Source organism: Candidatus Curtissbacteria bacterium, from assembly GCA_024654445.1.
In the GTDB taxonomy this organism is placed as follows: Bacteria; Patescibacteriota; Microgenomatia; order Curtissbacterales; family GWA2-41-24; genus JANLHP01.
On sequence record JANLHP010000017.1, the window covers coordinates 41732 to 67810 of the forward strand.

The following is a 26079-nucleotide window of genomic DNA, read 5'->3' on the forward strand; positions in this document are numbered from 1 at the left end:
TTATTTTGAAAATCAAGGATTTCGGTGACTCTGGACGGTAGCCTAGAATGCATTAACCTAATTTCAAAGAAAGTTTACAAAAACGGGGACCAATTTTCAAGAAGCCAAAAGGAACTAAATTACCTAAAGCCAAAACTCAATTTTATCTCCCGCAGGAAGCAGAACCAAACCTCGGATGGGCATCGCTAGTCCAGTAGTAGGGCAACCCCGGCCGACCGTACCACAAGCGCAGAAACGGAGCGCCGCCAGACTCAACTTGTGTGCCAGGTAGATCAACATAATGTTCTTTTAGTATATCGGGGTTGGAAATATAAAGGGCAATTCCATCTAAAATTGTTGCTCCTCTTTCATCGTCTTCGAAATTGAACGCAGATTATATAGCTACTATGGGTTACTTGTCAAGCTCATTCGTATTCTATTGTTGCTGGTGGTTTTTGGGTGATGTCGTAAACAACGCGATTGACCCCTCGAACTTCGTTGACGATTCGGCTGGAGATTTTTTCCAGAACCTCATGTGGAATTTTGGACCAATCGGCGGTCATAAAGTCTGTGGTGTCTACAGATCTAAGGGATACGATATAGGAATAAGTGCGGCTATCACCCATTACGCCTACAGACTTGACAGGTAGAAGGGCTGCCAGTGATTGTCCTACCTTATTATATATGTCATGGAATTTAAGCTCTGAAATGAATATTTCATCGACTTCTCGCAGTATCGAAAGTCTCTCTTCTGTCACCTCACCTAGGACTCTAATCGCGAGGCCTGGTCCTGGAAATGGATGGCGGTTTGTAAAATCGCGGCTAATGCCAAGCAGATTGCCTATTTTTCTTACTTCGTCTTTATAGAGGTCGCGTAATGGTTCGATGAGCGTGAGCTTTAATCCTGAAGGCAGCGTAACGTTGTGATGGCTTTTGATTTTGTCCGCGTGTTTAGATGTCTGAGCAGATTCAATTCGGTCAGGGTAAATTGTTCCCTGACCTAAAAACTTAACATTGCCGATTTTCTTGGCTTCTTCTTCTAATATTTTAAAGTAGAGCTTGGCGATAACTTTCCTTTTTTCTTCTGGGTCACTTACGCCTTTTAACCCTTTGATGAACCTGCTACTTACGTCTGTTATTTTGAAATTCTTAAAGCCTACGGTTTTAATAACGTTTTTAAGGTCGGAAACGTCATAATTCCTGAGCAAGCCGGTATTTATAAAAACCATATGAAGATTTTTGGGTACTGCTTCTTTTATGAGTATCGCCGCGACAAGAGAGTCTACTCCACCTGAGATTGCCATCAGAACTTTTTCGTCGCCGATTTGGTTTTTGAGATCGGATACGATTTGTTCTTTTACTTTTTTGATTGTCCAATCACGATTGGCACCAGAAACACCAAAAAGAAAATTGCTTAGGATTTCCTTACCTTTTGTTGTGTGAGAAACTTCTGTGTGGAATTGAATTCCAAAGAAATTATGTTTGAGATTTTGTATTGCAGCAAATTTGGCGCTTTGAGTGGATCCTATTGCTGTGAATCCTTGAGGCAGTTTGCTCACCTGGTCTCCATGAGAGAACCAAACAGTTTGTGGGCTTTTTAGGTTTTTAAACAGTGGAGATTTTGAAATTTTTAACTCGACCTTACCAAATTGTTTTTTGGTGTGCGGAACTACTTTACCCCTCAGTTGATATGCCATTAGTTGCTGGCCATAACATATACCTAAAATCGGCAACTTGAGTTTGTAAATTTTAGGATCGATTTTTGGCGCTCCTTTTTCGTAACAAGAGTAAGGGCTACCGGAAAGTATAATTGCTTCGGGATTTATTTTTTTTATTTCGGTAGGAGATATTTCCGGTGAAACGAGTTCACTTTTAACATCTAGGTCTCTTATTCTTCTTGCAATAAGGTGGGCAAATTGCCCACCAAAGTTAACAACAATTACCATAGTCTTTAGATCAGCTTACTGAGCGCATCAACAATCCGTTTCTGGGGATCTTCTGTCGTGTCTATTTCTAATTTTTCGCCTGTTAACTTTTCGTAAACTTCTATATATCGTTTTGCGATTTTTATAATGAGGTCTGGGGGCATTTGTGGGATTTTACCGCGTCCTACAAATCCTTGCTGGCTAAACCAAATTCGCATAAATTCTTTATCGTAATTTTCAACCTCTTGTCCCTTTTTAAACCTTTCTTTGTAAGTTTCTTTGCGCCAATATCTGCTGCTGTCGGGTGTATGAATTTCGTCTATTAGTGTTAACTTTCCTCTTTTGTCGAGACCGAATTCGTATTTTGTATCCGCAAGGATAAATCCGGCATTACCAGCAATTTTGGTTCCCCTTTCAAATAATTTCAGGGCTACTTTTTCGATTTGTTTCCAAATTGCAGGAGAAATTATTTTTTGCTTGAAGATTTCTTGTTTTGTGATTGGTTCATCGTGGCCTCCTTTACCTGTTGCTCTGGTCGTCGGGGTAAGTACGGGTTTTGGTAGTTTTTGATTTTTAATAAGCTTGTCAGGAAATTTAATTCCGTAAATGATTCTTTTTCCTTCTGAGTATTGCTTCCAAAGAGATGTGTCTGTTACCCCAGTGATGTATCCTCTCACGACAATTTCAATGGGTAGTGCTTGAGCTTCTGAAACTAGCATGACGTTTGGATCGATCACTCCGATCATGTGGTTTGGAATTATGTCTCTCGTTTCTTCGAACCAAAACTCCGAGAGCTTATTTAATACTGCGCCTCTAAATGGCACCAACCCTAAAACTCTGTCGAAAGCGGAGATTCTGTCGGTTGCAATTAAGATTCGCAAGCCATTTCTGGTGTACCAATCGCGGACCTTACCACTGTTTCTCTTGCCGAGTTGAGGTACCTTTACTGTGCTTACCTCGCGGCCTATGTTATTTTTGATTATGCTATCTGAAGTCATTTTGCTAGCTGTAAATATTTTTTATATCCTGAGTTTTCTAACTTTTTAGCTTTCTCTCCTACTGTCTTTTTCATTTTGGCTTTGTATCGAGTTAGCTTACTACTTAAATTTTTATTGTTTGTTGCCAGAATTTCGATCGCAAGGAGGGCCGCATTTGTCGAGCCATTGATGGCAACTGTTGCAACAGGAATGCCTGGGGGCATTTGAGCTATTGATAAAAAAGAGTCGATGCCATCCATTGTTTTCGTTTTGATAGGGACGCCGATTACTGGAAGAGTAGTAATGGAAGCTGTCATTCCCGGTAGGTGGGCCGCGCCGCCCGCGCCGGCTATTATTACTTTAATGCCCTTTGATTTTGCGCTTCTTGCGAACTTGTACATTCTGTCCGGGGTTCTGTGTGCGGAAACCACGGTCAGCTCATAGCCTACGCCAAAATCATCGAGCACAGTAGCTGACTCTTTCATTATTTCCAGATCCGAATCGCTGCCCATGATTATCGCTATTTCTTTTTTCATATTGTAATTAGTTTTCTTGCTTTTTGTGCTTTTGCCAGTGCCTCTTTTACATTTTCTCCAAGCGCGGTTACATGCCCCATTTTGCGTTCTTTTTTAGTCTGGGCTTTGCCGTAAATATGGACAAATACGTTTTCCAGTTTTTGAGCAGATTCGATACCTTTGGGCACAGCAGGAGAATTTCTTGTGCCCAAGATGTTGACCATGACGGCCGCGGGACTTGTCATTTTAATCGATTTTAAGGGTAATTTACAAACAGCTCTTACGTGGTGTTCAAACTGTGACGCGTTAGTTGCTTCTATGGTGTAGTGGCCGCTGTTGTGAACGCGGGGAGCAATTTCGTTAACAAGAACTTTGTTATTTTTTGTCAGGAACATCTCTATCGCGAAGACTCCATTGCCCTTCAACATTTTTGCCACTTTTCCGGTTATTATATTTGCCTGTTTTTTGACCGTGTCGGTCACGCGAGCGGGGGCAATTACGATATGGCAGATGTCGTTTTTCTGAATTGTTTCCACAAGAGGATATATTTTGGTTGTTTTGCCGCTTTTGACGACTTGAATTGCAAGTTCACTTTTAAAAGGGACTAGCTTTTCGACATAAAGGTCGCGAGTACCTAATTTTAAGAGAGCCTTTTTAATGTCTGACTCTTTGGCAAGCCTCGCGTTGCCCCGTCCGTCAAATCCGTGATGGCGCGCTTTTATAACGAGAGGAAAGCCGAACTTTTTCGCTGCGCGTTTTATATCATCTATTGTTTCGACAGATAAAAAGTCTGGTACGGGTACATTGGCCTTTTTTAAGATTTGTTTTTGGAGATATTTATCTTGGATTATTTTAAGAGTTTTGGGTGAAGGGTGAATTGATTTGCCGGCACCTTTAAGTTCCACGAGAGATTGGGCATGCGCCGACTCAATTTCGTATGTTAAAAAATCAACGAGACTTGCAAGTTTTTTAATCATCTTTGGGTCTTTGTAATTACCCACAACTTGTTTATCTGCAATTTGCCCGGCAGGGCTTTGGGGGGTGGGGTCCAAAACGACAGTTTTTATGTTTAGATTTTGGGCGGCTTGGACCAACATTCTGCCCAGTTGGCCTCCGCCGATTATCCCTAAGCTGCTTTTTTTATTTTTTGAAGTAATATTTCGCATTTTTCTTTTGCAAGTCCTATGTGGGTTTTATAATCAGAAAGTTTATCTATATCTTTGCTATTTAAATACTTTGTAATCTTCTCGTCTTTTTTTAAATTTTCAAAAAGGGGATTTGTTCCAAGCCGGTTATTGAACTCATAAGCGACAAGGGCGTGTTCGCGTAAAACTTCATGCATTTCTTGTCTGTCGGCGCCTCTTTTTGTCGATTCTAGTAAAATGAGCTCAATCGCGGCAAAGGGGCCGAAATTCTCCAAGTTTTTTTCAATATTTTTTTGGTTAATGACCAGGCCGCTTACAATTGATTTGGTTGATAATAGAATTTCATTTGTTGCGAGAAATGCGTCAGGTAGAACTATTCTCCTGGATGCGGAATCGTCAAGGGTCCGCTCCAGTAGTGAATTTGCTGCATTGTCCCAGGAGACTTTCGTAAGAGATGCAACATATCTTGCGAGTGAACAAATTTTTTCTGCAGTTATTGGGTTTCTTTTAAATGGCATTGCGGAAGACCCTACCTGCTTCTTCCCGAATGGTTCCATCCACTCTCCAAATCCTGCGGATTGCATGATTCTTAAATCAAAAGCGAATTTGCTTGCGCTCTGCGCGATGGATGACAGCAAGCTTAAAATTAGAAAATCCAATTTTCTCGGGTATACTTGTCCGGTGACGTCAAACGCTTCAATTCCGAGTTCTGACATCACATCTTCCTCGAAATTTTTTGCCTTACTTCCAAGTAATGCTACATATGACGCATAAGTTCCAACTGCTCCTTTTGTTCCTTTGCCTTTAACGTTTTCTTTAACAAAGTTAAGTAGTTGTAGGTCGATTAAAAGGTCCTGAGCATAAAGTGTGAACCTGTAACCCAATGTTGTTGGCTCGGCTGGCTGCAGATGCGTGTAGGCCATACATACCAGCTCTTTATATTCGCTTATTTTTTTGGAAAATTCGGCAAGAGCTTGTTTTAATTCTGTTTCGATTATTTCCAAAGCAGAAAGTAGAATAATTGCATCTGCGTTGTCTTCTATGTCCTGCGATGTGGCGCCAAGATGGATTTTACCTCCACCAATTTTTGATTGAGCCGCGAATGTTTTAAGCTCGGCCATTAGATCATGTTTAATTTCTGCTTCTATTTCGTGAGCTTTTTCTATGTCGATTTTTTGTGAATTGTCTCTTATATCCAAAAATTCTGCTTTTGTAAGAAGACCTGCTTTATGCTGAACTCTGGCGATCGCCGTCCATACTTTGCGCCACGTTTTTCTTCTATTTATTTCGGAGAAAAGTTGCCGCATTTGGTCGCTGCCATAACGCCAGGAAAATGCGGATTGATATGTGTTGAAATTAATTTCTGTCATATTTTTGATCTCGTCATTCTGGAGACCGAAGGTCGATAGAATCTAAACGATTGAGATCCTATTCGTAGAAAAGCTCTGCTTATCGGTCGTTTCACTCCCTCCAGGATGACAGTTTTACGTTGTCACCTTCTTGAGTTTCCCGCTTCTGATTGCTGTTTTTATTTCCATCGCTACGCGCCTCCCCATACTTATGCTTTGACCAAATAAATATCCACTGTAAGGAGTCGCGAAGATTCCGGGAGAACCTGGCATCCTAGGGGAAACGTCGAAAACAACTATTTCCTTTTTGGGTGGCCCTGGAGTAATGACGGATTGCAAACTGAACGGCCCAATGACCCCTGGGGGGTACATATTTTTTGCAGCCGCAACAAATTTTTCCCCGGCTTCAAATGCCCCTTCCAGCATTGATTCGAGAGTGGTAACTGCGATGTGTCCCGCTTCTTCGTATTTGATGTCGAAAAACTGTTGATCGTTAATGGATAATTGTTCGCTGGCCGGAAGTTTAAGAAACCCTTCAAGATTTGTTTGGCGTCTGGTGTCAGTTCCGATCAACTCAAGTCGATTTAAAATAGGGGAGTAGAAAAAATTAAAATTCACTTGAACGCCCAGAACGAATTCTTCAATCGTTGCAGCGTCTAAATCTTTTTTAGTTATTTTTCCTTCTTTAATTAATATCCTGGCTCTTTGCTGATATGAAGTGGGGGAGTTAGCTAAAAAGAAGGCTCTCTCGAAGCCTCTTTGCTTTTCGGGAACTTTAACAATTACTAATCTGTCGATCTCTTGCGGATTTTGATAGATCTTGGGAAAGCGAATAACAGCAGTTTTTAAAATGTCATATTGATTTCTTTCTTCTGTTCGCTCTTCGGCGCGGAGTAAAAACCTATTTCCAAATATTGGGATTTTAAAATCCTTCTCGATTGCGTCATAATCACCGATGTAAACCTCGAATGAGCGGTGGGGGATAAAAATTGCATTTTTGGCCTTTAGAATTTTCTGGAATCGGGGGTCTAAAATATCTTTAAACTTGTCGACATATAAAACTTCGTCCACACAGCCCGTAGGTCCTGAGCTTGCCGAAGGGCTTCTGCTAGTTGTCTTAAAGTACTTTGCGTAAGTCTTGTCTCTCCCCTCCTCTACTATTACAATAGTTGCCAACCCTTCGTCTTTAGCTCCTCGGCAGACGTCTAAAGCGCTATGGCTTCCTATGACTGCTACCGCTACCCTAGCCATAGATTACCTCGTTTCTTGCGGGTCCGACACCGATAAAATCAACCGGCACACCCACAAATTCTTCAATCTTCTGGATATATTTTTTGGCGTTTTTGGGAAGGTCGGCAAATTTCCTGACTTTGGTGATGTCTTCTTGCCATCCCGGCAGAGTTTGATAAACCGGTTTACATTTTTCAAGTTTGTCCGCGTCGCCCGGAATGTATCCTACTTTTTTACCGTTTAGCAAGTAGCCTATGCAAATTTTAATTTCGTCAAATTCGGTTAAGATATCTAATTTTGTTACGGCAAGATGTTTTATGTTATTTACTTCACAAGCTGCTTTTAATAGGACGAGGTCCAGCCATCCAGGGTCTCTGACGCGGCCCGACGTTGTTCCCACTTCCCCACCCTTTTCTATAATTATTTTTCTTTCTTTGCCCTTTATTATTGTCGGCATTGGGCCCGCGCCTACTCTTGTCGTATAGGCTTTTGTTATACCAATTGGGTGGTTAATAACAGAAGGGTTTAAATCGAACGACCGTAGAATCCCAACTAGCCCCGGGTTGGAAGAAGTAACGTACGGGTACGTACCCGCGTCGATATCAAGAAAATATCCTTGGGCGCCTTCGAATAGAACGTTTTGCTTGTTTTTAATCGCTTCATTTAATATTTCGTTGGTATCAGCAACATAAGGCTTAATGATTTTTGCGTAGTCGGTAAATTTTTGGTGAATTTCGCGGTAAGAAAGTTTTAGGTTGAAAAACTTATTTTGAACCGTGAGTTCTTCTTTTAATTTTTTAGCAAAATCGGCACTTACCAAGTCTTTAACCCGAAGACCAACTCTTTCGGTTCTGTCGGCGTATGCTGGGCCCACTCCCCTTTTCAGCGTTCCTAATTTGGAACTTCTCATTTGTTCTCGAAGCGCGTCGCGGAGCTTATGCCACGGCATAACTAAAGTTGCCCTATGATCGATTCTTAAATTTTTCCAAGAAACGCCAGCAGCTCTAAGTTGCTCCAATTCGTCGTCGATAAGCGATTCCAAATCGACCAAGACGTTTTTGCCAACTAAACATTTTGTTTTTGGGTTAAATATTCCGGAGGGCATTATATGAAGAGCAAAAGTGCCAAATTCGTTTTTGATCGTATGGCCTGTATTTGATCCGCCGTTAAATCTGGCAACAACGGCTGCCCTTTGTCCTAAATCGTCAATAAGCCGTCCTTTACCCGAGTCTCCCCAATCGACTCCGATTACGGCAGCAACACCTGACCAGTTTTTTAAATTATTACTTTTCACTAAATTTTGTCATTCTGGAGACTGAAGGTCGATAGAATCTATTTGACCCTATCGCTTCGCTCCAGGGTGACGGTAATATTAATCTAAAATTTTGTTTAACTTTTTTGTTCTAATCGCGTCTTTTATTTCCATTGCGATTCTTCTGCCTGTTGAAACGGGTTTATCCCAGTAAAGGGCAGCGTATGGTGAACCATTTATAAATAAGTTAGTTCCAGCAACTATTCGGCAGGAGATTTCTATTATAGAAAATTTTTGCTCCGGAGTGATAATCGTCTCAAGACAAAATGGGCCCCATATTCCCTTTTTCATTAATTTTTGCGAAGTTGCCACAACTCTTTCCCCCATTTCGAACGCTTCTGCAAGAAGCGACTCTCGCAGAGTTAACGGTGAGTTTCCAACGACGACGAACGACGGTTCTATTCCAAGACCTGTTTGGTTTTGGACTGGGATTCGCCCTAGAGAGTCTACGTTAGACTCGTATCTTTTGTCTATTGATAAAATCTCGAGTTCTTTTGATATTGGGGAATAAAAATAATGAATATAAAGAGGAACGCCGATGACGTACTCTTGGACGATAAACCTTTGTGGTTTAAACCCTTTTAGACGCCTTAGTAACTCTTTTTCGTTTTTTGCAAAAAAGTACCCTTCGCCTCCCGCTGCCCCAAAAGCTTTAACAATTACCGGGCTGTCTATCTTGTCTCCTTTTTTATAACGCTTTGGGACTGGAATGTCTGATTGTATTAGCCACTCTCTTTGCATTTTGCGGTCTGATTCCCAGTCTAAAACTTCTTTATTGCCAAAATAAGGAACTTTCATTTTTTTGTTTTCGTCTATACCCAGATAAGCGACAAAAGATCCGTGAGGAATTATGATGCAGTTTTCTTTTATTAAAGTTTTTTCTACTTGTGGAAATTCCGCGTATGTGGGGATTTCTATTATCTTGTCGATGAAGTTAAAGCGTTTGTAGAGGTCTAGTCTGTTTGAGGTCGCGACCAGAACTGTTTTGAATTTTTCGTCGTGTGCGCCTTTTAAAATTTGGAGAGCAGAGTGGGAACCGAGAGTTGCTATTTTGTAGGATTTTCGTCCCGCCATCTTTGTATTCTACAGACTCTGAGGCTAAATTGCAAAAAAGGCGGCGGCTAGAACAAGGAGGATATAAAGCAGAGACCAGGGGATAATTTTTTTAATGATGTGCCTTTCCTTTCCTTTTAAGTCGACTGCTGTTTGGGCGGCAATAATGTTTGGGATTGAAATCATATTTCCTGCTGTTGCGCCTAGAAGCTGCAATGAAAGGATAATGGAAATATTTATACCTGCTTGTTCTGCGGCATGAGCTTGTGCAGGGCCGAAAAGTAAGTTTGAGACCGTTGCGCTTCCCGCGATAAATGCGCCGAATGCTCCTATAAATGGCGACAAAAGCGGCAGTAGGGGTGTCTCTAAGTTTTTAAAGGCTTGGGTCGCTAGCTGGCTGTTGACCATTACTTGCATTAGCCCCACAACTAAAAAAATTATTGTTGCAATATAGGGTATTTTGACGAAAGCTTCTTTTGCGCCTTTAAAGACGTCTCTTAAAGTTAAGCTTGATACAGCAATAATGACGACTGCCGATATCAAAAATATAGTTCCGGGATTAAAAAGGACAAAAGTATGAGAAATGTTCTCGTTAATTTCTGCCGTTAACCTCAGGGGTATAAGTTTCGCAATTATCAAGAGTGAAACAAGTAAAGCGTAAGGCATTAAAGCTTTAGTCGGCGAAATCCTCACTTTGGGTTCTGATGGATCTTTAATTTTGAAGTCATTATTGAATTTAAACAGTCCTAATTTTAGGGCTAAAAGAACAACCGCCGTTCCGATGGTGGCTCCCGCAATTGATGGAAATTCCAACCCCAGATATAAACCAAAATAATAAGGAATAACAAAACAGAGTCCTGAAAATATGGCAAAGGGCGAAGCTTTTATAAAAAATTGCCACACTGGTTTCTTTAATGCATAAGTAAGAATTGCCAGTACCATAAGAGGCACAAAAACTCCAACTATTGCTCCTAACTCAACAGTGTTTTGGGCTATTTCTTGCATATTAAAATTATGAAAACCTATTTTAATTGGAGTTCCTACCGCACCGAAAGTAACAGGTGCGCTGTTTGCAACTAGTGCGATAACCACTGCCCAAATCGGTTTTATTCCTGTTCTTAATAAAAGATACGCAACGATTAGTGCCGGGATTCCAAAGCCGGCTGTGCTTTCCAGAAACGCTCCAAAAAACCACGCCAATAAAATTGTTTGTACTCGGATGTCTGGTGATATTTTATGCAGGTATGTTTCGAGGGAAGAAATTACGTCCGCTTTTTGCATTAAATATAAAAAGGTGAGAGCACCGAAAACAATTAACACAATGTCGAGCGAGACAAAAGCGCCTTTTAAGAGGCTTGAAAGAATAACTTGATAGGACGTATGTAGATAAAACGTGCTTAAGATTATGGCAGCAAACAAACTTATGAGTGCTGATATTTTTAGCTTGTTTTTGAAGAGTAAAAGGCCACCTACAAGTATTAATATCGGCAGAAGCGACAAAAAAGTTTGCACAAAATATTTTAACAAATAATTATTACGAAGTTAACCGAGGGTTGCGATTTTGTAACTTTTTCGTCCCGCCGCCCGAAATTAAACTTGCAAGTCTTAATCTTTCGCTCATCTTAAATCTAGTGATTCGGATTTGAATGTAAGATTTTTGGGCAGAATTTGGACTTCGCGCGGGCCCTTTTTGACATAGCCTGCATTGTAAATTTTTAACTTTTGAGACTTTGCTGCAGTTTCTACTTTATTCAAATCTTTTGGATTTATAAAAATACCGAAGCCTGCTCCCATATTAAAATTTCCATACATATCTTTCTCGCTTATTTGACCTTGCTCTTGCATGAACGTGAATTCTTCCTGAGGAGTTGGGATCATTTCGATTACATATGATAATTTTTTTGGATGGCGCATAATTTTTCGCCAACCGTGTCCGGTAATGTTGACCATGTAATGAATGTCTACTTTTTGATCGAACAATTCGTCGATAAATTTAGCATATATAATCGTTGGTCTTCTTAGGGCTTCGCCAAACATTTTGCCGCTTGGCATAGGTGTTGCTAGACCTTGAGGTAATTTTTTCGCAATTCTTCTTGCGAGCGTTAAACCGTTGGCGTGAATGCCTGACGATTCCAACAGGATTATTAAATCCCCAGCTCCTAATTTTTCCCCAAGCACAAGTCTTGATTTTGGTCTGATTACGCCAGTGGCAGCACCTGCAAGTTCGATTGTGTTTTTGTGAACGATATTGGTTAAGGTGGGCGTCTCTCCCCCGCCCCAGGTTGCCCCAGCCAGATTACAAGCACGCTTCCATCCTAAGAGCAATTCTCGGACTCTTTTTTTATCACTGAACCAGGAAGAATGACCCACCGCAAAATATGCATTAATGACTTCGGGCTTTGCGCCAACGGTAATTAAATCGTTTACTATCATTGCTACTGTGTCCTGCGAAATTACACTGTAGTAACTCTTACCGGTAATTTTGATCATCTCATCTTCTACAATATTTTTAGTACCGAGTCCTTCTATAACAAATGCGCGGTAATGATCGCCGCAATCGTAGACATAGGATGATTCTCCTCTTGATTCGGGTACTTCTTTTTCTTTTAGTCTCAGGAGGTTTTTGGCAGTAGATTTTGCCAGTTTTTGCGCACTCTTTTTGACAGGATCCATTGCTCTATAAGAGACTCCTGATTTTTCGTAGATGTCTCGCGGTGTCATATTTGTTTTTGCCATGATTGTCCGAAATTGCCAAGACTTTTTGATGCGAGTTTATTGGCAAATTCTGCTGACCATTTTAACGATTTGTCTTTTAAAATCCCCTATAGAAATCCCGCGGCAAACGTATCCCCTGCCCCCGTTGTATCTACGATATTGTTCACTTTATGTCTGCCCGTTAAGAACTGCTTTTTGTTTGTGGTAATTAAAGCGCCTTTTTTGGAAAGAGTGCAAACTACAATTTTTGGACCAAATTTAAGTAAATAATTGCTTCCTGCTCTTGGAGGTTTTCCGGTTAATTTTTTAAGTTCATGCTCATTTAAGAAAATAATATCGCTCTTTTTAATAATGGGTTTAATTTTAGTTTTAGCTCTTTGAATATAAAAGCCGCTAGGATTAAAACTAATCATTGGGCCTTTTACGCTTTCTAAAAAATCTAGGGTTTTATTAATACCTTTTTCTACATCGACAACAAGTGGCGTAATGTGAACAATCTTTGCTTTGTTGATAAAGTTGTAATCTAAACTTGAAAAAAAGTCTCTTTCGTGTTTATTTTCTTCTGACAAGAATGTTCTTTGTTTGCCTACTCTTGTTAGGATACAAGGGCACATCGGTGTTTTGCCGGCTCGTAAGATTTTTGTTTTTTCTAGATTGATATTTTTTATCCAATAATCGCCGTCTTCATCTTTGCCAATTACTCCAAGATATGCGCTTTTAGTTTTTAACGTGTATAGCGCTGATAGTGTATTTGGCGCAATTCCCCCAGGACTTTTGGTTGTGGGTTTAAGATGTTTTAAGATCTCTTCCCTGGTTATTTTCTTTTCGGAGAAAAGGAAATCGTCTTCGGGGTTTAAGTTGATGCTTTTTAAAAAGTCGTTATTTGTTTCGAAAAAATAATCGGTGTAGGCAGATCCGATTCCAACTATGTCTGCCATATTTTTTTGGGGGCAGGAGAACTAATCACTACTATTAGTTGTGAAAGCATATGCTATGACATTTGAGTGGCTAACTCTTACCATTAAGTCTGGGTTGTCTCTATGATGAATAACGACCATTTCCTCTCCTGTTACTACTACTCTGTCGGGCTCAACATATTCCCAATTTGCAAAAGTTTTGTCGGGCGATTTAACAACAACAAGATGATCAAAGTAGCCACCAAAAAGTATGCCGACTTTGCGGTCTATTTGGTTACAAATAACTGTGATTTCTGCAGGGGAAAATATGTCTAGTACTTTTATCTCGCCTCTGTTCAAAGTGAAATCTCTTTCAGCTCTGTTTTGACCGATGAGTCTGTCTACTTCTACAGGGGCCATATTAATTTTTAACAAAAGGTAGACTTATCTGTCAATAGAGGGAAACTACTTTTCGTCTTTAAGGTAGAGGCCGAGGACGCCGAGGACCCCCGCGACGAGGAAGAGCTGAGTTGGCGCAAGAGACGTGAAATCGTTTTGGGTTACCGCTTCATACGCCGCCACCATTATGACAACAACTGTTGCCGCGATTAAAAATTGCGACAGCGGATTATTTTTAGACCTCTTTGGAAGTAGCTTTTTTGCCATACAACATTATAATTGCATCTTTTTGCTTCTTAGTCAATCGGTTTGAGTAAATAGTCTAAATTTGGTAAAATACGTAGACTTTTGGGAAGAAGGGCGATTAGGTTTGGAAGAGGGGCAAGCCCCCCTTCCAGCTTTCCCCCACTCGGGGACGGCTGGTCGATAATTTTTTATAATTCCAGATCAGGAAAGTCCGGACAGCAGGAATCAAGGAACGGATTTTTGATCCGACGCGTAAGCGCTAGTTTCTTGAGTACCGAAAGGGAAAAAGGACGGGTCCTGAATTGACAGGATTCGAGAGCCACAGTGACGAAAAGATCCTAAGTCGTAAGATATGGATTGAAAGTGAAACGGTCTCCTTCGTTCTGCTTTTGCAGAACTTCGGCGGACTAAAGGCAATCCTTCTTGCTGCAACTCAGAATTGAGCCGCAATTACCATGATTCCGGGAGGCTCTAAGTAGAGGCATTCTGCATAAAGCAGAACGGAGTGACATTTACATCACTTCGAGACAGATGATCGCACAAACCCCACGTCGCTAAAGCTATGAGGGGTGAAACAGAATCCGGCTTACTCTCTTCCCAAAAGTTAAACTTCTTGAAGTTCTTCTTCCAGTTTTCTGTCTTCGACTAAAAACTCTTTAAAAATAATTCTTCCAGCGACAAGCAGCGGGATTGCTAGAAATGCTCCCCCGACTCCTGCTAATTTTGCCCCAATCAAAAGCGCGATTATAACAACAGTCGGCTGAAGACCTACGGCTCTGGACATAACCATTGGTACGATAAGATGATTTTCCAGCTGTTGAACCACCAGGAAAAGCGCGGCAACGCCAAGACCGACGACTGGAGAAATTGTGAGACCAACTAAGATTGCAGGAACGGCTGCAATAATTGGACCAATAATTGGGATTATTTCCAAAATTCCGGTAACGAGCGCAAGGGGCAGCGCGTATGGAATCCCCAGAACCCTCAAGCCAATATAAGTTATTACTCCGACAATTATGGAAAGAGTTAATTGTCCCCTAACCCATTTACCTAAGCCGCCTTCAACTTTTGCGATTACGTCTTTTACTTTCTTTTCTTGTCTACCGGAAAACGGGGAAGCGATAAGTCTGACGACGCTTTTCCACTCCAAGAGAAGGTAGAAGGTAAACACAAGGAAAGTTACTATTAAAAATATGCTAGAAAGTATTGCGCTCGAGATTGCGATTAAATTGCCGCCTATGGCACGAGCTTGAGATGCAACTACGCTGGAAACATTTTCTACCGGTATTTTGTTAAATATAAGGAAGTCATTGATTGTGCCAGTTATTTGTGGAAGCTTTGTAACGAATTCTGTCGTTTGAGATATTAATGGTGGGAAGATAATTCCGATTGCAAAAGAAATCAATGCAATAAGTATTACGTAAACGATTAATACAGAAAGGGCTCTCGGGACCCTTCTTTGTGTCAGGTATTCAACCGGGCCAAGAAGAGCAGAGAGAAGAATCAATGATATAAAGATGAGGATAATTATTTCTCTTATTTGGACAAGAAACCAAAGTCCGATTAATAAACTTACGGCGAAAATTATTGTTTTATACGAAATCTCGACTCTAACGGTTCTGTCGTCTTTCATCTATTTGAAGTATATATCAGCTTTGTGTGTGATCGCAATTTTTTCATCTAGCTTATTTTCCCAACCTTTTTGACTGATATCGAAGAGTTCGATTGATTTAAACTTATTAAACCAGGTTTTTTGTCGGCGGATAAGGCGGTGTAGGTCTCCTTTTGCAAGGTCGACTGATTCTTCTTTCGACGTTTTCCCTAAAATATAGTCTGCAAGACGCCTGTATTCCAAACCAAGCGAGTTAATCCATTCAGGGCTAATCCCGCCTTTTATTAGACTTTGAATTTCTTCAATCATTCCATGCTCAAGACGAGCCTTGAAGGATGCGTCGGCTCTTTTAAAAAGAAAATTATTAGGCGCGGTGAGACCGATGATGAGCACTTTTTCTGTCATCCTGGAGCGTAGTGGAACGGAGCGATGGGATCTAGATTCTATCGTGGTCGATGCCACTCCAGAATGACGACTTTTGCTTGGCGTCTCTATGGATACCTCTATAGCGCGGATGAGCCGGCGTGGATTTTTTCTGTCGGATTCGTTCATGGACTTTGCCTTTTGAGGATTTAGTTTTCCTAACTTTAGATAAAGCTCCTGCCTTGATAACTTTTCCAGTTTTGCGCGTAGTTTTTGGTCAGCTTTTATTCCTAGCGTGTCCATACCGTCCACAAGTGCTTTGATATAAAAACCTGTTCCCCCAACAACAATTGGCATTTTTTTCAGTTCAGTGATCTGAATTACTGAACTATTGGCGAATTTTAAAAAGTCTGCGACCGTGAATTGTTTGCCAGGTTCTATTAGATCGAAACCGCGGATTTTTACTCCGTCAACGATCCAATAACCGTTGTGTTTTTCAACCTTAGATTTAAAGCTTACTTTACCGGTTCCGATATCTAGACCTTTATAAACCTGTCGGGAGTCGGCAGAGATTAATTCACCGTTTGCACATTTGGCTAGTTTTATTCCAAGATCAGTTTTGCCGGTTGCCGTCGGACCATATAGTACCAACATCGTAGATTTGCCAGTTTTCATCTAAATGAATTTGTGGGTACTTTTTAAAATAGCTTTCATTAATACTAAAGAATGTTTTTTCATGAGGACCAATTGTAACGTATTTTATCTTGTATTTTGAAATTAATTTTTCCGCTTCCTCTCCCCCAAGATATATTGTTCTGATGTCTTGTGCCCTTTCTTGGTAAGGCAATCCGTGGGTCCAGGCCCATCCGTGAAAGCCCAATAGTGTGGTGCGGCCACTTAACGCTGGAATTGGGTGATTGTGGACGGGAGCGGTTACAAAGATTGCATCTTTGTCTGTCAGATTTTTAGTTAAAGATGCAATTTCTAAATCATTGTTCGAAAAAATTTGGTAACTGCTTACGGGAGTAAAGGTGCGGAAGATATCTATTGACCCCGCCAGTATTGTGAATATAACGATAATAGCTCCAAGTATTTTTCTGTTAACATTTTCTGAAAAGAAATTTTCGTGCAAGAAGAGTGCGACGACGATGCATGATGCGAAAAACCAATAGAGCATTATCTTGCTGTTATCAAATTCCCAGGGCTGGAATATAAAAATGTTAGATAAGAAAAATATAAATAGAAATGGTAGATAAAGCAAAAATAGGTTTTTGTACTTTTTATAAAGCCATATAAGAGACCATATTAGAAGTGGCGCAAAAAGTCCTAAATTTTTAAGCCAAAACCAGATTATATTCTCTGCGCTCGTCCAACCGGGGTCTATTCTTATAAACTTTAGGGCATTACTGCTTTGGGAAATTGACGAGAAGAGTACAAATGACAGAATTGCTGATACAACTGCGAAGGTTGCCCAGCTTTGAATAAGTTTAGATTTCTTCTTCGCTGTCAAAATGGAGGCCGGCGCAAAGAAAAGCGAAAGGAGAAAAATTACGAAAAGACTGTGGGCCTGAACTATTGGTAAAGCTCCTGTTATTAAACCCGCTTGAGCAAAGGGTATGAGTTTAACTTTTTTATGTCCTTTAAAAAGCAACAGTAAAACAACTAGAGTCATTGGAAATGCAATTAAGAATCCTCTTTGTGGAAGAAAGTAGGCTAGCGTAGTGTTTATAAACCAGTATCCACTTTCTTTAATATCGGTGTATTCACCCGGTAAATTGCTTAAAAATTGGAGCGGTAACTGGGCAGATTTTAAGAAATCCGAAAAGAAATAGTAAAAACCGAATCCGCCGTTAACCAAGAAAAGAAGCAACGTTAAAAATACGGTACCTTCACTTTTGGTGAATTTATTAATAAAAAGTCGTGAGGTGAAGATTAAAACGATACCTGCTGTGAAAGTTGTTATAAAAAGTGCAAAGTCTATACTTGATATTTGTGCGATTTTGCTCGTTATAAGATCTGCAAAAATGGGATAGTTAGGTTTCGTGCTTGCAAAAATAGGGCTTGATATTGTCAGGCTATTCGTCTCTAGGAATCTATTAATAAGGCCAAGATGAAAAACTAAATCGCCGTAAAGGTTAACCTGACCTACATACCAACCATCGCTTCTTATTTGGAGCATCTGTCTTGCCAGGTGAAAAAACAGAAATCCAAAGAAAATAAATGTGAATGCTGGGAAAATCTGAATCGATTTTCGCATACCACATATTATATACTCGAAAGATGAACAAAACTTTTCTCTACGTCTTGATTTTCTTAACCTTAGTTTCCTTTGTAATTCGTATCTACCGATTTACATCTCCAGGCAAATATTACTTCGACGAGGTGTACCACGTTGTAACAGCAAAGGCATATTCTCAAAATAACCCGGCTGCTTATGATCCGTTTGCACCACCACCCGAACAAGGCACTGCTTACGATTGGCTTCATCCTCCTTTGGCTAAATTAATACAAGCCGGGTCTATTAAGGTTTTGGGTGATAATCCTGTGGGCTGGAGACTTCCAAGTGTAATTTTTGGGACAGCAATTATCCCGCTAACTTTTATCTTGGCCACCCTGCTTTTTGGGCCCCTGGTCGGACTTTTTGCAGCTGCTGTGATTTCGTTTGAAAATTTAACTTTTGTGATGTCGAGAATTACGATGAACGATGTTTTTGTGGTGGTCTTTATCTTGTTGTCTTTAATATTCGCTGCATTCTACGCAAAGGCAAGTAAGTCGATGCATATAATTTTAAGCAGCATATTTTTGGGACTGGCAATTTCTTCAAAGTGGTCGGGTGTTTACGCCATTCCTTTAGTTTTTGGATATTTGTCTTACATTTCTTTCAAGAAAAGGCGGTGGGACACAAAACTTCTTTTAACGCTACTTTTGCCCCCTCTTATATATCTTTTAAGTTATGGACAGTTCTGGTTGCAAGGGCATTCGGTCCGCCAGTTTATCGATCTTCATAAGCAAATCTTGTGGTATCAGAACCGCCACGATTTAGTTCATTCTTATGGTACTACCCCAATTTACTGCGTACCGGAAGGTCTTGGTGGTCAGAAGAGTTTATGCCCTTGGGTTTTTGATGCCCGCGGGGTTTATTTCTCTTACCATGAACAAGGCGGAAAAGCCGAATACATCTATGCGCTCGGAAATCCCTTAATTTTTTGGGCCGGGTTCGTTGCTTCTTTCTTTTTAATCGGAAGGTTGGTTGAAAAGAGGGATAAGCAAAGCTTTTCTGTGAATAAGCAAAGCTTTGCTTCGAAAAAAAAGCTCGCCCTTGTACTTGCTGCTTACTTTATTTTTTGGGTGCCCTGGATATTTAGCCCAAGAATAATGTTTTTGTATCACTACCTTCCAGCAATTCCATTTCTTTCAATCGCTCTTGGGATAGTTCTTTCTGATATTTATAAAACACGTCGAAGTTATATTGCCGTATTTGCGTTAGTTGCATTTGCTTTGGTTTTCTTCTATCTATACCCAATTTCCTCAGGATATCCAATCGAGATCAAATCGATTGGTAGGTATATGTGGTTTGATAGCTGGCGATAGATATTTAAGGAGACAACCTACGGTTTTCTCCTTAATATTCCTCTTTCCCTAAGAGGACAATTTTGAACTAGCAAAAGCTAGATTCAAAATTAATTTTAGGTGCTTAGTGAATAGCAGAACGAGGATTTGCGTTTTGGTTTATTAGAGAATCGAGAATTTGGAATCTTCGATCTTTTTCCTTGTGGGTTATGTTGTCTTCGAATGCTTTTGTGGCTGCTGTATTGGGTCTAAGTGAATATTTGTTAACGTAAGCATAGGTAAAACCAACTTCCTTGGCGAGCTTTACTGTGTTTTCGAATTGTTCTTTGGTTTCACCCGGAAAACCGACAATTATGTCTGTTGAAATTTGAGCGTCTTTGACTTTGTTTTTTATTTTTTGGGTCAGCTTAATGTACTGATCTCTTGTGTACCATCTGTTCATTCGTTTTAGAACTGAGTCGTCTCCGGACTGAACTGCAAGATGGATGTTTCTGTCTACTTTGGGATTCTTCGCGATAGTTTCTATAAGCTCATCCGAAAAATCCCAGGGATTAGAAGAAATAAACTTCACTTTTTCGATTCCGCGAGTTTTGCAAACTTCTTCCAATAGATAAGGAAAAAGGGTAGGTATTCTGTATCGTCCCAAATGTTTTACCATCACTGGTTTTACCTTTTTACCATTTGGAAGCAAATAACCTTTTTGAGCGTTTTTGACTAAATCTGTTCCATAGGAGTTAACGTTTTGACCTAAAAGCGTTACTTGGCGACAGCCGAGTTTTGCTAGTTCATCTATTTCACCAAGAATGTCTGCAAATGGTCTAGAGACTTCTCTCCCCCTTGTGAAAGGGACTACGCAGAATGTGCAGAAATTGTTACAACCATTAGAAATTGGTACCCAGGAATGTTCGACCGTATGTCTCAGCGCCGGGTAATCAAAGCCGACTTCTTCGAGCGGTAAAAATTCGTCGACTTCGGGCATACGATTTCTTAAGGCTTTTAAATACTTTCCAGTTTCGTCTCTCGCTGCCATTCCAACCATACACCCAGTAATGACGATTTTGGGTTTTTCTTTTCTATTTGCTGTTATATTTTTGACCAAGCCCGTTACTCTATCTTCTGCGCTTTGACGGATCATGCAGGTATTAATGACAACAGCGCTTGCGGTTTTCATTGATTTTGCAACCTTGTACCCTCGCGCTACGTAGTAGCTGGAAATCCTTTCGCTGTCAGCTATATTTTGCTGGCAACCAAACGTCTTAATATAAAAAGTAGAATCTTTCATCGCTTGAAATTTTAGCACAGAATTAGATGATTTTGGGAGCAAAAATAATTATGCCGATTGCGGCTGCGGCGACTGAAAGAATAAGGACCGCGCCTGCAGCACAGTGCTTTGCAAGCCTAGCTTTCGGATGCTCGTCTGGATGTAAAATGTCGCATGTTTCTTCGATTGCCGTATTCATTGTTTCTGCAGAAATGACTGCTGATATTGTTAAAATTAATACTAGCCATTCTAAGGGCGAGACTGTGTAGAAAAGACCCAAAACAACAACGGCAATTGCAGTTATTGTATGAATTTTGAAATGTGTTCCTTTTTTGAAGCTGTACGCTATTCCTTCAATTGCAAAAGAGAAGCTTTTCACTTGATGGACTAAAAATGAGTCTCGTTTTACCATTATTTAATTATACATAGCGGCACATATCTGGCAAGCTATAGGATTTGGCTACGTTGACTTTTAGCCTCGAAAAGAGTATATTTCGGCCAGAAAGAGTAATAAAATGACAGAAAAAGATACAGAGAGACTAGGAACTGTTGTAAGCAACAGTAATGACGACGCCGTCAAAAAAGCGAAGTATGATTCAATACGCGATGAGATTCAGGGTATTTTCCCAAAACCTCCAATAGACGCAGAACTTTCTGGCGTAGAAATACTCGACCCAAGGACAATAAACGGATCTCACGTTCCATCTACGGTGAAATCTAGTTCATTGACTACCCCTGAACAGGTTGGCGATCATGAGTCTAAAAAGGGACTTATAATTTTTGCCGATAGAGCTGCTAGATTAAAAGCTAAAAGGAAAGCTGCTTGATTCTTCTTAAATTATTTAATTAGTCTTCTGAGAGTTTTTCCGGCTGTGAAGCCGGGGAGTTTGTGCCCGCCAATTTGTATGGCGTCGCCGGTTTGGGGATTGCGACCTTTCCTGGTTTTTCGATTTCTAACCTTGAACGTTCCGAAACCCGTAATTACAACTTTATCACCTTTTGCAAGTGATTCACGGATCGTTCCAAAAACAGCATTGACTGCGTCAAAACCCGACTTTTTGGTTAAACCTACTTTTTTGGAAACTCTTTCGGCAAGTTCGTTTTTCGTCATAATTTTCCCCTATTTTTTAGGAAACCTTGCGGTTTCCTTTGACAGTCTTACAAACTAGAATTATATTCACTCAAGCTAAGTTAGTCAATCACTTTGCAATATCGACTGCCCTTGTTTCACGAATAACTGTAACGGTTATCTGTCCGGGGTATGCAAGCTCTTTTTCTAATCTTTCTTTAATTTCGTGGGCGAGAATCACGATCTTATCATCGTCTAAAATCTGCGGATTAACTATAACTCTTACTTCTCTCCCTGCTTGAATTGCGTAGGCTTTGTCGACACCTTCGTAGTTCATGGCGATATTTTCAATTTCTGTAAGTCTCTTAATGTAGTCCTCTACTGCTTCATGGCGCGCACCTGGTCTTGCGCCAGAAACCGCGTCTGCGATATGAACGATAATAGATTCGTTATGGGAGAAAGGCTCGTCTTCATGATGCTGAGCGATACAATCGATAACCTGTTGAGGGAAATTCCATTTTTTGGCCAGCTCCACACCTAGCTGCACATGAGTCCCTTCTTTGTCTACCTGAGTTTTTCCGATATCATGGAAGAGGCCTCCAGTTGCTGCAATTGTACTGTTTGCCCCTAATTCTTCTGCGAGTTTTTTAGCAATTTTACCGGTTTCCAAAGACGCGATTAATTGGTTTTGGCCGTATGAATATCGGAATTTGAGTCGACCTAAGGTGTCGAGAGCTTCCTGGGGTAGATTGTAAAGGCCAAGCTCGTGAGCGGCTTTCCTTCCAGCTTCTGACATGTCTTCTTCGACTTGTTGCCTTGCTTTTTCTACGAGCTGCTCGATCCGAGTTGGTTGGATCCTTGCATCTTTTACTAACCATTCGAGCGCCATTCTGGCAATTTCCCTTCTTACAGAATCAAAGGAAGAAAGCCTTACTTCACCTTCTATATCACTGTCGAGTTCAACGTCTACTCCAGTCGCAAGTTCGAAGGCGCGAATGTTTCTGCCTTCTTTCCCGATAATTCGGCCTTTGATATCGTCTGATTCAAGCTTTATTGTGCTAACCGTGTATTCCGCGACCCAATCAGTGGCGCCTGCCATCATGGAATTTATTAAAATTTCTTTTGCTTTCTCATCTGCCGATGCTTTAATTTCCTCTTCGGCTTCTTTAATTCTTTTTGCGATTTCGCTTTTTAATTTTTCTTCTGTATTTTCTAGAATTATTTTCTTGGCTTCTTCGGATGTAAGGCTGGTTACTTTTTGGAGTTTTTCAGAAAGATCGTCTCTTAGTTTTTCGAGTTCTTTTTCCTGCTTGAGAATCGCTTGGGTTTTACTTTGGAAACTTCCTTCTTGGCGAGACAATTCCTCGATCTTTGATTCTAGGGATTCCTCTTTTTGGGCAATCCTCTTTTCAATTTCGAGGGATTCTTGCCTAAGTTTTCTGGCTTCGTCTTCCGCGGCTTTTTTAATGCGGAAGGCTTCGTCTCTTGCGTCCTGAACTATGTTTCTTGCGTGTGATGATTGATCGCTATTGCCTCCTGAGTTTCCCACAGAAACGACGACCTTTTTGGGTTCATTCACTTGGTCTCGTTGATCGTTATATTGAGTTTTTTTACCAAAAACTTTAGCCATTTAATTGTGAGAAATGCAAAATATTTCCTGCTTCTGAGGAACTGGTGTAAGTTTAAATACGAATGGAGAAAGATCCCGTTTGGTAATTCATTTTTCACACTTACAAAAATGCTATTTCTCTTTCTTTAATTTAAAATTCTAGCCCTTTTTCGGTAAATTTGCAAATATTTCGCGGATTATTTCTACGCTGAATCCTCGCGCCCCTAAATACATATACACCTTTTTTTTAAGATCTAAATTGGAAAGATTTTGCCACCTTTTGATCTTTTTTTGAATAGCTTTTTGGGCAAGTTCCAACTCGTTAACTGCACCTTCTAACATCTTCGCAATCAAATCTTCTTCGACGCCTTTGGCTTTTAATTCGGATCTTAATGCGATTTTCCCTTTTGGCTTAGAGCGCATTCTTGATTCAATGAACCACTTTGCAAACTGTTGGTCGTTGATGTATTTGTATTTTTTTAACTTTTTTATGACAATTGCTATCTGTAGACTTTCTTTTGCTTCATGGAATTTAATTTTTTGTCTTAGTGAAATCTTTTTTATCAAATAATCTGCAACTTCTTTTTCGCTTCTCGGCCTGTACGATAAAAAGTGGGCGGCAAGGTCTGTAAGCCTCCCTATTTCTTCTTTGGCCAAGATATTTGTTACGTCTTCTTCGGTAATGTTTTTACCGATTTTTAAGTTGTGTTCGAAAACGGCAATTTCTTTAACTCCAAAGGCGAATTTTCCATCGAGGAAAATATTGAATCTCTGGGGGTTTTTCTTTTGAGGTTCTATAGAAGTTATCTGTGGCACAAACAGATTTACACTTGAGGTGATTCTCCTGTTAATGACTCTAAAATTTCGTCGTCTTCGCTTTCGTGGTTTATGACTTTTGTTGGCTTAATCCCTGACCCTTTTTTGACTTTTGCCCAAATTTCTTTTTCTAGGCTTTGGGCTTCTTTTTTATGTTCAGCAAGATATGCCTTGGCGCTTTCTCTACCTTGGCCAATCAGTTTTGTGCCGAGGCGGAAAAATGCGCCTGACTTGGAGACTAGCCCAAGTTCTACGGCAACATCCAAGAGTCCCGCCTCTCTTGATATGCCTTCTTCGGCCATTATGTCGAATTCTGCAATTCTAAAGGGAGGAGCAACTTTATTTTTGACAACTTTTACTCGATGCCGGCTGCCGATTACTTTGTCGCCTTCCTTTATATTATCAATCCTGCGAATATCAAGCCTGACAGAAGAATAAAACTTGAGAGCTCGACCACCCGGAGTCACTTCAGGATTCCCAAACATGATGCCGATTTTTTCTCGGAGTTGGTTAGTGAAAATGGCGATGGTTTTGGATTTTGAGATTGCACCAGTTAATTTTCTGAGGGCCTGGGACATTAATCTGGCCTGAATTCCCATTACGGAATCGCCCATCTCGCCTTCTATTTCCGCCCTAGGGACAAGAGCTGCAACCGAATCGATAACTATGACGTCGACTGCCCCAGAGCGAATTAATGTTTCTGTTATTTCCAATGCTTGTTCACCGGTGTCTGGTTGAGAGATGAGTAGGTCTTCAAGATTAACGCCAATCTTTTGGGCCCATACAGGATCGAGGGCGTGTTCGGCGTCGATTAACGCAACGTTGCCGCCATTTTTCTGCGCTTGGGCAATTATAGAAAGGGCTACTGAAGTTTTTCCGGAAGCTTCCGGGCCATAAATTTCAATAATTCTACCCCGGGGCAAACCGCCAACGCCGAGGGCGAGATCTACTGGAATTATCCCTGTGGAGATAACCTCTATGTCCCATTTGCCTACAGATTCCCCCATCTTCATGATGGAGCCTTTCCCATAGGCTTTTTCTATTTGGGAGATGGCAGTTGCGATTGCTTGTTTTTTAGCGTCGGAACTCATTTTTTGAAAGGTAAGGTTCGGAGCAGAGTCAAATCAGGGTTATTTTTACTACAGTTAATCCTAAAATACAATAAGCAGTTTTACGAGTGAGAAAATTGCCTCGACGATATATAATATCCCCTGTTAGGGGAGCAGTATAAAAACCTTCTTCGCTCGCAGTATTTGATAATTTTACTGCTCGCTTGAAGAACTTTGATTTTTCGCAAGCGAAAAAGTAGTGGCAGATTTTCGGGGTGTAGTATAGTGGTAGTACGTACGCATGGGGTGTGTATAGTCTCGGTTCGATTCCGAGCACCCCGACATAGCTGTCAAAAAGTGTTGTATCGGGATTCGATTTCGAGCGAAGCGAAGAAATATCAGGTGAGCTTGCGAGAGCTGATATTCTCCCCTCCCCGACATCTTCTTATGTTTGTGGTTGACTGCTTTTATAAAAGCGCATATCATTAACTTGAAGTGCGTAAGCTGCTCTTATTTGTATTACTATTGATTTTGGTTGGTGTACCCCTCATTTACTTTTTGTATTCAAAGGGATACCTTAGTAGATCTGATTCTTCGCAAGTTACCAGTCAACTTACTCCGGGCATAGAAGGATTTGAACTCATACAGCTTAACTCTGTTGGAAATGTTGAAGGGACATTACATTCATCAAGAAACTATGACGGAAAATGGTTTAGGCACAGTGTGTCGGGGGAGCTCCCGAGTCCTCCAGAGGGAAAATTTTATGAGGCTTGGTTGGCGAAGGGGAATTTATTTCTTTCAACTGGTGAACTTTATCCTGAAGGAGCCGAAATGAGAATTGATTTTCGAGATGATATAGATCTAACAGATTACAATAAAGTTGTTGTTACTCTTGAAACTAGGTTAAATGGTCTGGATGGAAAACCTGAAGAGCATATTTTTGAAGGAAATTTCTAATATCGCTGGATTACTTCTTCGCTCATTAAATT

Annotated in this window: 25 protein-coding genes and 1 tRNA gene; 4 read left to right on the forward strand and 22 right to left on the reverse strand. The window is 40.5% G+C overall.

The window, feature by feature from the left end:
* Positions 1 to 404: 404 nt before the first annotated feature.
* From guaA to NUV69_02550, 16 genes are all read right to left on the reverse strand, one after another.
* Entirely contained in the window at positions 405 to 1925 is a 1521-nt protein-coding gene (gene guaA, locus NUV69_02475) for a glutamine-hydrolyzing GMP synthase (protein ID MCR4324526.1), read from the reverse strand.
* A gap of 5 nt (positions 1926 to 1930) precedes the next feature.
* The gene (locus NUV69_02480) at positions 1931 to 2902 is read right to left on the reverse strand and encodes a phosphoribosylaminoimidazolesuccinocarboxamide synthase (protein MCR4324527.1); all 972 of its coding nucleotides are present in this window, start codon (positions 2900 to 2902) and stop codon (positions 1931 to 1933) included.
* Positions 2899 to 3417, reverse strand: a complete 519-nt coding sequence (purE, locus tag NUV69_02485; protein MCR4324528.1) for a 5-(carboxyamino)imidazole ribonucleotide mutase — start codon at positions 3415 to 3417, stop codon at positions 2899 to 2901. Before purE ends, NUV69_02480 begins: the two co-directional genes overlap by 4 nt.
* Positions 3414 to 4562 (reverse strand): 5-(carboxyamino)imidazole ribonucleotide synthase, encoded by a 1149-nt coding sequence (locus NUV69_02490; GenBank protein ID MCR4324529.1) that lies wholly within the window; start codon positions 4560 to 4562, stop codon positions 3414 to 3416. The genes purE and NUV69_02490 overlap by 4 nt, the downstream gene beginning before the upstream one ends.
* Positions 4523 to 5911, reverse strand: coding sequence for an adenylosuccinate lyase (purB, locus tag NUV69_02495; protein MCR4324530.1), 1389 nt, complete (start codon positions 5909 to 5911; stop codon positions 4523 to 4525). Before purB ends, NUV69_02490 begins: the two co-directional genes overlap by 40 nt.
* A 114-nt stretch (positions 5912 to 6025) precedes the next feature.
* Complete coding sequence (locus tag NUV69_02500; GenBank protein ID MCR4324531.1) at positions 6026 to 7141, reverse strand: DUF1297 domain-containing protein; 1116 nt, start codon at positions 7139 to 7141, stop codon at positions 6026 to 6028.
* Positions 7134 to 8414 (reverse strand): adenylosuccinate synthase, encoded by a 1281-nt coding sequence (locus NUV69_02505; GenBank protein ID MCR4324532.1) that lies wholly within the window; start codon positions 8412 to 8414, stop codon positions 7134 to 7136. The genes NUV69_02500 and NUV69_02505 overlap by 8 nt, the downstream gene beginning before the upstream one ends.
* A 78-nt stretch (positions 8415 to 8492) precedes the next feature.
* Positions 8493 to 9506 carry a formate--phosphoribosylaminoimidazolecarboxamide ligase gene (locus NUV69_02510; GenBank protein MCR4324533.1) on the reverse strand — a complete coding sequence of 338 codons (1014 nt, stop codon included), beginning with the start codon at positions 9504 to 9506 and terminating at the stop codon, positions 8493 to 8495.
* A gap of 24 nt (positions 9507 to 9530) precedes the next feature.
* On the reverse strand, positions 9531 to 10997 hold the full coding sequence (locus NUV69_02515; GenBank protein ID MCR4324534.1) for an L-lactate permease: 1467 nt from the start codon (positions 10995 to 10997) through the stop codon (positions 9531 to 9533).
* 105 nt (positions 10998 to 11102) lie between these two features.
* On the reverse strand, positions 11103 to 12221 hold the full coding sequence (locus NUV69_02520; GenBank protein ID MCR4324535.1) for an AIR synthase-related protein: 1119 nt from the start codon (positions 12219 to 12221) through the stop codon (positions 11103 to 11105).
* An 86-nt stretch (positions 12222 to 12307) separates the two neighbouring features.
* The gene (locus NUV69_02525; protein MCR4324536.1) at positions 12308 to 13138 is read right to left on the reverse strand and encodes a carbohydrate kinase family protein; all 831 of its coding nucleotides are present in this window, start codon (positions 13136 to 13138) and stop codon (positions 12308 to 12310) included.
* Positions 13139 to 13159: 21 nt separating this feature from the next.
* On the reverse strand, positions 13160 to 13516 hold the full coding sequence (locus tag NUV69_02530) for a hypothetical protein (GenBank protein ID MCR4324537.1): 357 nt from the start codon (positions 13514 to 13516) through the stop codon (positions 13160 to 13162).
* A 45-nt stretch (positions 13517 to 13561) separates the two neighbouring features.
* Positions 13562 to 13762: a hypothetical protein gene (locus NUV69_02535; GenBank protein ID MCR4324538.1), complete on the reverse strand. Its 201-nt coding sequence runs from the start codon at positions 13760 to 13762 to the stop codon at positions 13562 to 13564.
* Between the two features lie 583 nt (positions 13763 to 14345).
* Entirely contained in the window at positions 14346 to 15374 is a 1029-nt protein-coding gene (locus tag NUV69_02540; protein ID MCR4324539.1) for an AI-2E family transporter, read from the reverse strand.
* Positions 15375 to 16391, reverse strand: a complete 1017-nt coding sequence (gene miaA, locus NUV69_02545; GenBank protein MCR4324540.1) for a tRNA (adenosine(37)-N6)-dimethylallyltransferase MiaA — start codon at positions 16389 to 16391, stop codon at positions 15375 to 15377.
* The gene (locus tag NUV69_02550) at positions 16330 to 17973 is read right to left on the reverse strand and encodes a hypothetical protein (GenBank protein MCR4324541.1); all 1644 of its coding nucleotides are present in this window, start codon (positions 17971 to 17973) and stop codon (positions 16330 to 16332) included. The genes miaA and NUV69_02550 overlap by 62 nt, the downstream gene beginning before the upstream one ends.
* Before the next feature lie 23 nt (positions 17974 to 17996).
* Here NUV69_02550 and NUV69_02555 point away from each other — a divergent pair, with 23 nt between their 5' ends.
* Positions 17997 to 19307, forward strand: coding sequence for a phospholipid carrier-dependent glycosyltransferase (locus NUV69_02555; protein MCR4324542.1), 1311 nt, complete (start codon positions 17997 to 17999; stop codon positions 19305 to 19307).
* Between the two features lie 103 nt (positions 19308 to 19410).
* Here the strand turns inward: NUV69_02555 and NUV69_02560 are convergent, their stop codons facing one another.
* Both NUV69_02560 and NUV69_02565 read right to left on the reverse strand, forming a co-directional pair.
* On the reverse strand, positions 19411 to 20568 hold the full coding sequence (locus tag NUV69_02560) for a MiaB/RimO family radical SAM methylthiotransferase (GenBank protein MCR4324543.1): 1158 nt from the start codon (positions 20566 to 20568) through the stop codon (positions 19411 to 19413).
* 22 nt (positions 20569 to 20590) lie between these two features.
* Positions 20591 to 20959, reverse strand: coding sequence for a diacylglycerol kinase family protein (locus tag NUV69_02565; GenBank protein ID MCR4324544.1), 369 nt, complete (start codon positions 20957 to 20959; stop codon positions 20591 to 20593).
* A gap of 103 nt (positions 20960 to 21062) precedes the next feature.
* Here NUV69_02565 and NUV69_02570 point away from each other — a divergent pair, with 103 nt between their 5' ends.
* Positions 21063 to 21374 carry a hypothetical protein gene (locus NUV69_02570; protein ID MCR4324545.1) on the forward strand — a complete coding sequence of 104 codons (312 nt, stop codon included), beginning with the start codon at positions 21063 to 21065 and terminating at the stop codon, positions 21372 to 21374.
* A gap of 11 nt (positions 21375 to 21385) precedes the next feature.
* Here NUV69_02570 and NUV69_02575 read toward each other — a convergent pair whose 3' ends face one another.
* From NUV69_02575 to recA, 4 genes are all read right to left on the reverse strand, one after another.
* Positions 21386 to 21658: an HU family DNA-binding protein gene (locus NUV69_02575; protein MCR4324546.1), complete on the reverse strand. Its 273-nt coding sequence runs from the start codon at positions 21656 to 21658 to the stop codon at positions 21386 to 21388.
* Positions 21659 to 21746: 88 nt separating this feature from the next.
* A complete protein-coding gene (gene rny / locus NUV69_02580; protein ID MCR4324547.1) occupies positions 21747 to 23246 on the reverse strand; it encodes a ribonuclease Y in 1500 nt (499 codons plus the stop codon).
* Between the two features lie 138 nt (positions 23247 to 23384).
* Positions 23385 to 24041 (reverse strand): RecX family transcriptional regulator, encoded by a 657-nt coding sequence (locus NUV69_02585; GenBank protein ID MCR4324548.1) that lies wholly within the window; start codon positions 24039 to 24041, stop codon positions 23385 to 23387.
* 8 nt (positions 24042 to 24049) lie between these two features.
* Entirely contained in the window at positions 24050 to 25132 is a 1083-nt protein-coding gene (gene recA / locus NUV69_02590) for a recombinase RecA (protein ID MCR4324549.1), read from the reverse strand.
* 229 nt (positions 25133 to 25361) lie between these two features.
* On the opposite strand from recA, the gene NUV69_02595 reads away from it, so the two are divergent.
* Together NUV69_02595 and NUV69_02600 are read left to right on the forward strand one after the other, a co-directional pair.
* A tRNA-Pro gene (locus NUV69_02595) sits at positions 25362 to 25432 on the forward strand.
* A gap of 153 nt (positions 25433 to 25585) precedes the next feature.
* Positions 25586 to 26047, forward strand: coding sequence for a hypothetical protein (locus NUV69_02600; GenBank protein MCR4324550.1), 462 nt, complete (start codon positions 25586 to 25588; stop codon positions 26045 to 26047).
* Positions 26048 to 26079: the final 32 nt, after the last annotated feature.

Excerpts from the sequence above, each read along its gene's own strand:
- guaA (MCR4324526.1), bottom strand. The coding sequence starts at position 1,925 with ATGGTAATTGTTGTTAACTTTGGTGGGCAATTTGCCCACCTTATTGCA.
- NUV69_02480 (MCR4324527.1), bottom strand. The coding sequence starts at position 2,902 with ATGACTTCAGATAGCATAATCAAAAATAACATAGGCCGCGAGGTAAGC.
- purE (MCR4324528.1), bottom strand. The coding sequence starts at position 3,417 with ATGAAAAAAGAAATAGCGATAATCATGGGCAGCGATTCGGATCTGGAA.
- NUV69_02490 (MCR4324529.1), bottom strand. The coding sequence starts at position 4,562 with ATGCGAAATATTACTTCAAAAAATAAAAAAAGCAGCTTAGGGATAATC.
- purB (MCR4324530.1), bottom strand. The coding sequence starts at position 5,911 with ATGACAGAAATTAATTTCAACACATATCAATCCGCATTTTCCTGGCGT.
- NUV69_02500 (MCR4324531.1), bottom strand. The coding sequence starts at position 7,141 with ATGGCTAGGGTAGCGGTAGCAGTCATAGGAAGCCATAGCGCTTTAGAC.
- NUV69_02510 (MCR4324533.1), bottom strand. The coding sequence starts at position 9,506 with ATGGCGGGACGAAAATCCTACAAAATAGCAACTCTCGGTTCCCACTCT.
- NUV69_02520 (MCR4324535.1), bottom strand. The coding sequence starts at position 12,221 with ATGGCAAAAACAAATATGACACCGCGAGACATCTACGAAAAATCAGGA.
- NUV69_02525 (MCR4324536.1), bottom strand. The coding sequence starts at position 13,138 with ATGGCAGACATAGTTGGAATCGGATCTGCCTACACCGATTATTTTTTC.
- NUV69_02530 (MCR4324537.1), bottom strand. The coding sequence starts at position 13,516 with ATGGCCCCTGTAGAAGTAGACAGACTCATCGGTCAAAACAGAGCTGAA.
- NUV69_02535 (MCR4324538.1), bottom strand. The coding sequence starts at position 13,762 with ATGGCAAAAAAGCTACTTCCAAAGAGGTCTAAAAATAATCCGCTGTCG.
- NUV69_02540 (MCR4324539.1), bottom strand. The coding sequence starts at position 15,374 with ATGAAAGACGACAGAACCGTTAGAGTCGAGATTTCGTATAAAACAATA.
- miaA (MCR4324540.1), bottom strand. The coding sequence starts at position 16,391 with ATGAAAACTGGCAAATCTACGATGTTGGTACTATATGGTCCGACGGCA.
- NUV69_02550 (MCR4324541.1), bottom strand. The coding sequence starts at position 17,973 with ATGCGAAAATCGATTCAGATTTTCCCAGCATTCACATTTATTTTCTTT.
- NUV69_02555 (MCR4324542.1), top strand. The coding sequence starts at position 17,997 with ATGAACAAAACTTTTCTCTACGTCTTGATTTTCTTAACCTTAGTTTCC.
- NUV69_02560 (MCR4324543.1), bottom strand. The coding sequence starts at position 20,568 with ATGAAAGATTCTACTTTTTATATTAAGACGTTTGGTTGCCAGCAAAAT.
- NUV69_02565 (MCR4324544.1), bottom strand. The coding sequence starts at position 20,959 with ATGGTAAAACGAGACTCATTTTTAGTCCATCAAGTGAAAAGCTTCTCT.
- NUV69_02570 (MCR4324545.1), top strand. The coding sequence starts at position 21,063 with ATGACAGAAAAAGATACAGAGAGACTAGGAACTGTTGTAAGCAACAGT.
- NUV69_02575 (MCR4324546.1), bottom strand. The coding sequence starts at position 21,658 with ATGACGAAAAACGAACTTGCCGAAAGAGTTTCCAAAAAAGTAGGTTTA.
- rny (MCR4324547.1), bottom strand. The coding sequence starts at position 23,246 with ATGGCTAAAGTTTTTGGTAAAAAAACTCAATATAACGATCAACGAGAC.
- recA (MCR4324549.1), bottom strand. The coding sequence starts at position 25,132 with ATGAGTTCCGACGCTAAAAAACAAGCAATCGCAACTGCCATCTCCCAA.